At 50.1% G+C, this 7,691-nt stretch carries 7 protein-coding genes, 4 tRNA genes and 2 rRNA genes; 4 read left to right on the top strand and 9 right to left on the bottom strand.

Annotated features, from left to right (window positions below):
• From BZG13_RS14845 to BZG13_RS14825, 5 genes are all read right to left on the bottom strand, one after another.
• A partial coding sequence (locus BZG13_RS14845) for a GTP-binding protein (RefSeq protein ID WP_241824822.1) occupies nucleotides 1-310 on the bottom strand: 310 nt, incomplete at its 3' end.
• 104 nt (nucleotides 311-414) lie between these two features.
• Nucleotides 415-490, bottom strand: a tRNA-Thr gene (locus tag BZG13_RS14840).
• 13 nt (nucleotides 491-503) lie between these two features.
• Nucleotides 504-578 (bottom strand) — tRNA-Gly (locus tag BZG13_RS14835).
• 37 nt (nucleotides 579-615) lie between these two features.
• Nucleotides 616-700, bottom strand: a tRNA-Tyr gene (locus BZG13_RS14830).
• A 7-nt stretch (nucleotides 701-707) separates the two neighbouring features.
• Nucleotides 708-783: transfer RNA gene (locus BZG13_RS14825), tRNA-Thr, on the bottom strand.
• 209 nt (nucleotides 784-992) lie between these two features.
• On the opposite strand from BZG13_RS14825, the gene coaA reads away from it, so the two are divergent.
• Nucleotides 993-1,931: a type I pantothenate kinase gene (gene coaA, locus BZG13_RS14820; protein WP_077487172.1), complete on the top strand. Its 939-nt coding sequence runs from the start codon at nucleotides 993-995 to the stop codon at nucleotides 1,929-1,931.
• A gap of 17 nt (nucleotides 1,932-1,948) precedes the next feature.
• On the opposite strand, the gene birA is transcribed toward coaA, so the two are convergent.
• On the bottom strand, nucleotides 1,949-2,917 hold the full coding sequence (gene birA / locus BZG13_RS14815) for a bifunctional biotin--[acetyl-CoA-carboxylase] ligase/biotin operon repressor BirA (RefSeq protein ID WP_077487171.1): 969 nt from the start codon (nucleotides 2,915-2,917) through the stop codon (nucleotides 1,949-1,951).
• A complete protein-coding gene (murB, locus tag BZG13_RS14810; protein WP_077487170.1) occupies nucleotides 2,914-3,948 on the bottom strand; it encodes a UDP-N-acetylmuramate dehydrogenase in 1,035 nt (344 codons plus the stop codon). The genes birA and murB overlap by 4 nt, the downstream gene beginning before the upstream one ends.
• Nucleotides 3,949-4,072: 124 nt before the next feature.
• Between murB and BZG13_RS14805 the strand changes: the two genes are divergently transcribed.
• From BZG13_RS14805 to BZG13_RS14795, 3 genes are all read left to right on the top strand, one after another.
• A complete protein-coding gene (locus tag BZG13_RS14805; protein WP_332301548.1) occupies nucleotides 4,073-4,456 on the top strand; it encodes a GNAT family N-acetyltransferase in 384 nt (127 codons plus the stop codon).
• Nucleotides 4,457-4,568: 112 nt separating this feature from the next.
• Entirely contained in the window at nucleotides 4,569-5,918 is a 1,350-nt protein-coding gene (gene pssA / locus BZG13_RS14800) for a CDP-diacylglycerol--serine O-phosphatidyltransferase (protein WP_077487168.1), read from the top strand.
• 11 nt (nucleotides 5,919-5,929) lie between these two features.
• A complete protein-coding gene (locus tag BZG13_RS14795; protein ID WP_077487167.1) occupies nucleotides 5,930-6,574 on the top strand; it encodes a nicotinamidase in 645 nt (214 codons plus the stop codon).
• A 711-nt stretch (nucleotides 6,575-7,285) separates the two neighbouring features.
• Here BZG13_RS14795 and rrf read toward each other — a convergent pair.
• Together rrf and BZG13_RS14780 are read right to left on the bottom strand one after the other, a co-directional pair.
• Nucleotides 7,286-7,401 (bottom strand): 5S ribosomal RNA (gene rrf / locus BZG13_RS14785).
• Between the two features lie 115 nt (nucleotides 7,402-7,516).
• A 23S ribosomal RNA gene (locus BZG13_RS14780) occupies nucleotides 7,517-7,691 on the bottom strand; the annotation flags it as partial.

The raw sequence follows: 7,691 nt of genomic DNA, 5'->3' as shown, positions 1-7,691 counted from the left end.
GGATACCACCGTCCATCTGCGCCGCACCGGTGATCATGTTTTTCACATAGTCAGCGTGTCCTGGGCAGTCAACGTGTGCGTAGTGGCGAGTCGGTGTATCGTACTCAACGTGAGACGTTGCGATGGTGATACCACGATCACGCTCTTCTGGTGCGTTATCGATTGACGCGAAATCACGCGCTGCACCGCCGTGTACTTTTGCAAGTACCGTACAGATAGCTGCGGTCAGCGTAGTTTTACCATGGTCAACGTGGCCAATAGTACCAACGTTAACGTGCGTTTTCGTACGTTCAAATTTTTCTTTAGACATGACAGTCCCTCTAAGCACGGTATTTCGGTGGCATTACGACCACACAACCAACAATCAGGTTTGTTGAGTATATATCAAACGGCTTGAAGTTACCTTGGAGAGGATGGTGCTGATAGGCAGATTTGAACTGCCGACCTCACCCTTACCAAGGGTGCGCTCTACCGACTGAGCTATATCAGCACTCTAAAAAGAGTGGAGCGGGCAGCGGGAATCGAACCCGCATCATCAGCTTGGAAGGCTGAGGTAATAGCCATTATACGATGCCCGCAATCGTTACTCGTAGAGCTATTCAAACARTTTGAAAATGGTGGTGGAAGAAGGATTCGAACCTTCGAAGGCTGAGCCGTCAGATTTACAGTCTGATCCCTTTGACCGCTCGGGAATTCCACCTAAATTTTGGTGCCGGCTGCCGGAATCGAACTGGCGACCTACTGATTACAAGTCAGTTGCTCTACCAACTGAGCTAAGCCGGCGACAAGTGCTGCGCATTCTATGCCATGGATTTGAGGGGTGCAATAGGGAATTTTAAAAAAATGGGTGATTTTTTCGTCTTTTGCGTATTTTCTCGCGTGATTGTTGCGAAAATAACCAACCGGGTCACTTAACGCCGGTCGTCGGCGCTTTTCCTTCCCTGTCGTTTGCGGTATCGTCACCCTCTTTACTGGCTTAAGGCACATGGATCATGAATGCAACGCTAACGCCTTATTTGTCGTTCGAGCGTCAACAATGGGCTGAACTGAGGGATGCAGTGCCCATGACGCTCACAGAAGATGACATTGACCGCTTGCGCGGCCTTAACGAGCATTTGTCGATGGATGAGGTGCGCGATATTTATCTTCCTCTATCCCGGCTGCTTAATCTCTATGTAAAAGCGCGCAAAAGCCGGACGGAAGTGCTAGACGAGTTTTTATCCCAACCGGTATCAAATCATGTGCCTTATGTTATTGGCATCGCGGGCAGCGTCGCCGTGGGGAAAAGCACCACCGCACGCCTTTTAAAAGCCTTGCTGACACGATGGCCTGACCATCCCAAAGTGGCGCTGGTCACTACGGATGGCTTTTTGTATCCAAACGCCGAACTTGAGTCGCGTGGCATCATGCATAAGAAAGGGTTTCCGCAATCTTATGACATGCGCAAACTGGTTGAGTTTGTGGCTGACGTCAAATCAGGAAAAGACTGTGTCACCGCGCCGATTTATTCTCACCTGGTTTACGACATCACCTCTGACGTGCAAAACGTAGAGAAACCCGACATATTGATCCTCGAAGGGCTCAATGTGCTGCAAAGTGGTATGGATTACCCGCACGACCCCCATCATGTGTTTATTTCCGACTTTCTCGACTTTTCTATCTATGTCGACGCCGAACCAGAGTTGCTAAAGCATTGGTATATCGAGCGCTTTATGAAATTCCGCCGAGGTGCCTTTCTCGATCCACAGGCTTACTTTCATCACTACACGCGGTTATCGGTCGACGAAGCCACTCAAAAAGCCGCGACCATTTGGGATGAGATTAACGGGAAAAACTTATCGGAGAACATTCTACCGACCCGTGAGCGCGCCAGCTTAATCCTAGAAAAAGGTGCCAACCACTCCGTTCAACGTATCCGTGTGCGCAAATAGTGCTTGCGAGATCAGGGTTAGTCATCGCGCCTTAGAGAGATCTCTCCACCTAAATAAGGCGTGATGTCACCCCCAACGTCAAGCAATAAGGCGCCGTGTTCATCGATACCGCGCTCAATACCACGGACTTCTCGATCGCCCATCAGCAATTTAACGGGGCGGTCGATAAAGTTATCCAACTTAGGCCAGTCGGCCATGATGCTCGATAGCCCATGTTGCTCATAGTCAATCAGTGCGTCTTTTAAACGCGCAATCAAGGTTGCCGCCAATGTATTACGTGATGGCATGGGATGGCAGGCCTCCGCTAAACGCGCCCAAGGCTGGTCAATGTTTTGATTCAAATGTGCCCCCATGCCAATATTTAACCCCATGCCAATCACAAGGTGAGCCGCATCGCCCGTTTGCCCCGTCATTTCCACTAAGATGCCAGCGAGCTTTTTATCCTGAAAATACAGGTCGTTGGGCCATTTCACCTTCACACCTGGCGCGCCTAGTTCATGGAGTGCTTTGGTGATCGCCACACCAACCACTAGGCTCAGTCCCATCGCCGCCGCAGGGCCGGCATCTAAACGCCAATACATCGACAAATACAAGTTACTGCCAAAAGGCGACTGCCACGCGCGACCACGGCGACCCCGTCCTTGCTGCTGATATTCAGCCAAGCAAACACTGCCTGACGCAAGTTGTCCCACACGTTCCATCAAGTACTGATTGGTCGAATCAATGACCGGGATCGCGGATAAAGCGGGCACGTCGGTATGCTCACGGAGCCAGACGTCATCCAGCAGTTCTATCGGTTGTGATAAGCAATAGCCTTTGCCCTGCACCCGGTAAATATCCAGCCCCCACGATTGCAACACTTTAATGTGTTTGCTGATAGCGGCTCGGCTCATGCCTAGCGCATCACCTAGCATCTCGCCAGAGTGGAATTCACCATCGGATAAGCGGTCTATAAGAGTCAGTCTAGCGTTATGTGCTCTGCTCATTGTGCCTCCAAGCTGGTTTCACCCGTGGCACCCATAAAGCGCACCTCATGGTGCAAGGTCACACCAAACCGCGACTTGACGTCGTCGACCACCTGCTTGGCTAATTGAATGACGTCTTGGCTGCTTGCCTGATTAGCGTTCGTCAGCACCAGGGCTTGTTTAGGATGCACACGCGCCCCTCCCACTTGCTTGCCTTTTAAACCACACTGGTCAATCAGCCAGCCTGCGGCGAGCTTCTTTTTTCCCTCTCCAGCAGCGTACATGGGCATCTCGGGGTAACGGGCTTGCAAGGCTTGCGCCTGGTGTGCATCAAGCACCGGGTTTTTGAAAAAGCTGCCCGCATTGCCACACTCTCGGGGATCCGGGAGCTTGGCTTGGCGGATCGCACAGACCGCCTCAAAAATGGTTTGCGCTGATACCTGCTCTGGATCGAGATCCGCTAACGCACCATACTTGAGCACGGGCTGCCACGCTTTCGCTAATCGAAACCCCACTTGCGTGATCACCCACCCTGTCATCACGTCGGTTTTAAATATCGAATCGCGATAACCGAATTGACAGGCATCTCGGGTCAGACGACGTGTTTGCTGAGTCAATGGATTGACGATATCGACATACGCGCAGCGCTCGCAAAACTCGACACCGTAAGCACCAATGTTTTGAATCGGTGCGGCGCCGACACAGCCAGGAATAAGCGCGAGATTCTCGAGCCCGGGCAAACCATTATCAATACTCCAAGCGACTAAATTGTGCCAAGACTCACCGGCCCCCGCGTGCAATATCCAGTGGTCGCTCTCGTCATCGACTGACACACCGTTCAGGCGATTAAGCACCACCACGCCCTGAAAGTCTTGGCAAAAGAGCAGGTTGCTACCTTCTCCCACCACTAACTTAGGAAGCGCTAGGTCGTCAGCGTGCTGCCAAATAGCATATAAATCCTCCACCGTGTGCGCTTCCACGATCGCATGAGCGTGGGCGGGGAGACCAAAGGTGTGATGGGGTGTCAAAGACACATCAGATAACCACTTCATCAATGCATTACGCTGTCAGAAAAAATCATGGATAGGTATACTACCTGTCCTGCTCGTATTGCGCATCTATTAGGCTATGGATCATTACCACATTCACCCTCTCGAGCCGTTACGGTTTCCTCTCGTGGCGCGATTTTATAAAACCTACTATCCACCGGGTAAACCGAAAAAGGATGAACATATCTGGGTGGTGGATGGGCCCAGCGGTTTATGTGGCGCGGTGCGCTTTCAGCCGCGTCAAGACTACCAACTGCTCACTGGCATGCTGCTGCATCCGCACTTGCGCGGGACGGGGTTAAGCCATCAACTACTCGACGCCGTCCAGCCCGTATTGGCGCAGTGTCCAAGCTTTTGCTTGGCATTTCGACCATTGACCGCCTTATACGCGCAACACGGTTTCAGCAGTGTGGACACACAAGCCCTGCCAGAGGAATTGGCGGCGCGATACCAGAGCTACTGTCATAGCGGTAAAGACTTAGTCGCGATGAAATACACACCTAAAGCGTGATATTTACAACAAAGCCACGCGCAGTGATCCATGACTTGATCTAATTTCTGGTATAATTCAGGGTTTAGCATCAAACCGCTCGACTCTGGCCGTCGAACAACAAGAGGTAACAATGGATTCAGCGAACGCAAACCGGCAGCTTATCGACCGCCTGCCCACCATTGCGCACCAGCCAGACAATCTCGAAACCTTATTAGATGCCGTCTCGTTTAGAGAGCGCTTGCTCTGTGAAATAAAAAAGGCGAAATCCAGGATTTACCTCGTCGCCTTGTATCTGCAGGATGATGAGGCTGGACGTAGCGTGCTTGATGCGCTTTATGAAGCGAAGCAGGCCAATCCTGATCTTGATATCAAGGTATTAGTCGACTGGCATCGTGCACAACGAGGGCTGATCGGTGCTGAGCAGTCTGATGGCAATGCAGGATTATATCGCGCCTATGCCGAGCGTTACCCGCATAAAATAGAGGTACTCGGCGTACCAGTCAGAAACCGAGAGGTGTTTGGCGTCCTGCACCTAAAAGGCTTTGTGTTTGATGATACAGTGCTATACAGCGGCGCTAGCTTAAACGATGTTTATTTAGCGCAACATGATAGATATCGATACGACCGCTATCATGTGCTCAACAATAAAGCGCTCGCCGACACCATGGCAGACTTTATTGTTAATACCCTGACAGCAGATAGTGCGGTCAATTGCCTCACCTCGCCAGACCGACCCAACAGCAAAGCACTTAAGCCGAGTATTCGTGAGTTTCGCACCCAGCTGCAGCGTGCGAGCTATCGCTATGATGATGAGCCTCTCCGCGAGGATCAAGTCGGGCTAACCCCTATGGTCGGATTGGGTAAGCGTAAGAACAAGCTCAACCGCTATATCTGCCATTTGATTGCCAGCGCGCAAAAAGAGTTGGTGATTTGCACTCCTTATTTTAATCCGCCACGCAGTGTCGTCAGAGAAATTCGTCGTGCACTACGCCGAGGCGTGACGGTGAGCATCATTGTTGGCGATAAAACCGCCAATGACTTTTACTCGCCGCCAGAGGCACCGTTTAAGACCATTTCGGCACTCCCCTATCTGTATGAAGTCAACCTGCGCCACTTTGCACGTCGTAACGAAGCGGCGATTGCCAAACGCCAGTTAAACATCCATATTTGGAAACACGATGACAACAGTTTTCACTTAAAGGGAATTTGGGTCGATCGCCAATACATGTTGCTGACAGGTAATAACCTGAATCCACGCGCATGGAAGCTAGACTTAGAAAACGCCATCTTGATTCATGATAAGCATCAGCAACTCGAAGCGCAGAAACAGAAAGAAGTCGACAAAATTCTGGCACACACTCAGTTGGTCGGCAGCTATAAACAGATAGAAAAAATGGAAGACTATCCAGCCCCAGTCAAGCGTCTGCTCAAGCGGATAAAACGGGTTAAGGCCGATCATTTACTCAATCAGATACTCTAGGTGATGATGCAATGAAACAAGCCAAAATTGCCGCGATTGATGTGGATGCGCAATGCACCTTCACGCCGCTTTGTCCTGATGAATTGCCTGTGCCAGAGGGCGACACCATCGGGCCGGCTCTGAACCAGCAGGCGGCGTTGGCTGATTTACGTATACTGACCAAAGATGCACATCCTACTAATGCGGTCTGGGTCGTCGACGATCCCGCGGATATGTTTCAATCGTTGCCACACAAAAACGCTGACCTTACTTGGGTCAAGCATGCTGTGCCCGGTACCAAAGGATTTGAAACTCTCGACGGCTTGCCTTCCGTTACCGATTACGACTATGTGGTTTGGAAAGGCATCGAGCCTGACCTTCACCCCTACGGTGCGTGCTTTCATGATATTGAAGAGAAACTCAGTACGGGCTTGATTGAGTGGCTACACAGCCAAGCCGTAGAAACCGTGATTGTCGGTGGCTTGGCAACCGATTACTGCGTCAAAACCACGGCTATCCAATTGAAAAAGCGCGGCCGCTTTGACGTCATTGTTAACCTCGCAGCATGTCGCGGCATTGACCCCAGCACGGTATCATCTGCTTGTGACGAGATGGTCGCTGTCGGCATTCGGCTCGTAGATAGCCAAATCGCATTAAGCTGCTTACTTCCGCGTTAATTCGTATCGCAGCAGCACATGATTGCTTGCTGCGATCTTGCTTATATAGCCTTTAGGATCGCCATATTAGTTAATGACCGGTTTATTAAGGCCAATTCCTACAACAAAAAAAACTAACCGAATGGTTAGTACCTCATATTTTAGTTCATCAACGTTTTACGCATATCTACTTTAATAATTATATTGCGATCTATAGATCGAGAATTTTGCTGCGAGATACGCAGTCTTATTAGACTCTCAAGATACAAAAAAGCCCCGACCGTTAGGTCAGGGCTCTGTATTTTCTCATCAAAGTCTTACATATCATTGCTTTGATGCTTAAATGTTTGCTAACTAAAGCCCAATATTAAGCTCTAATTAGGTTATCTTTTTTGATGCGATGAGGGTGTTGAATCGAGACGCGCAGTGTATGCCAATACATGAGCATCATCGTTATCAAAAGCATCGAGCAATCAGCAAGATAAGCGTTTTTGCCTTCAGATTTTTCCAAAAATCTGAAAACAAGAAAGCAAGCCTGGCGATGTCCTACTCTCACATGGGGAGACCCCACACTACCATCGGCGCTGCTTCGTTTCACTACTGAGTTCGGCATNCGAGACGCGCAGTGTATGCCAATACATGAGCATCATCGTTATCAAAAGCATCGAGCAATCAGCAAGATAAGCGTTTTTGCCTTCAGATTTTTCCAAAAATCTGAAAACAAGAAAGCAAGCCTGGCGATGTCCTACTCTCACATGGGGAGACCCCACACTACCATCGGCGCTGCTTCGTTTCACTACTGAGTTCGGCATGGAGTCAGGTGGGTCCAAAGCGCTATGGTCGCCAAGCAAAATTCGGTGTGTCTTCACTTTTCAGTCAAAACACGTATCTAGAAAGCTGTTCGTTCTCGCCACAATCAACTGGCTTTATTTCGAGTCCAACCCAAAACCGCTTGGGTGTTGTATGGTTAAGCCTCACGGGCCATTAGTACAGGTTAGCTCAACGCCTCACAGCGCTTACACACCCTGCCTATCAACGTCGTCGTCTACGACAACCCTTTAGAGAGCTCGAAGCTCTAGGGATGACTCATCTCGGGGCCAGCTTCGCGCTTAGATGCTTTCAGCGCTTATCTGTGCCG

It is taken from the genome of Salinivibrio sp. ML323 (assembly GCF_001995745.1).
Classification (GTDB): domain Bacteria; phylum Pseudomonadota; class Gammaproteobacteria; order Enterobacterales; family Vibrionaceae; genus Salinivibrio; species Salinivibrio kushneri.
Note: the sequence above shows the minus strand (reverse complement) of the source record. Positions and strands in the feature narration are given on the sequence as shown.

What these genes read in the sequence shown, in the direction of transcription:
- coaA (WP_077487172.1), top strand. Translation starts at nt 993, where the DNA reads ATGAATGCAACGCTAACGCCTTATTTGTCGTTCGAGCGTCAACAATGG.
- birA (WP_077487171.1), bottom strand. Translation starts at nt 2,917, where the DNA reads ATGAGCAGAGCACATAACGCTAGACTGACTCTTATAGACCGCTTATCC.
- murB (WP_077487170.1), bottom strand. Translation starts at nt 3,948, where the DNA reads ATGAAGTGGTTATCTGATGTGTCTTTGACACCCCATCACACCTTTGGT.
- pssA (WP_077487168.1), top strand. Translation starts at nt 4,569, where the DNA reads ATGGATTCAGCGAACGCAAACCGGCAGCTTATCGACCGCCTGCCCACC.
- BZG13_RS14795 (WP_077487167.1), top strand. Translation starts at nt 5,930, where the DNA reads ATGAAACAAGCCAAAATTGCCGCGATTGATGTGGATGCGCAATGCACC.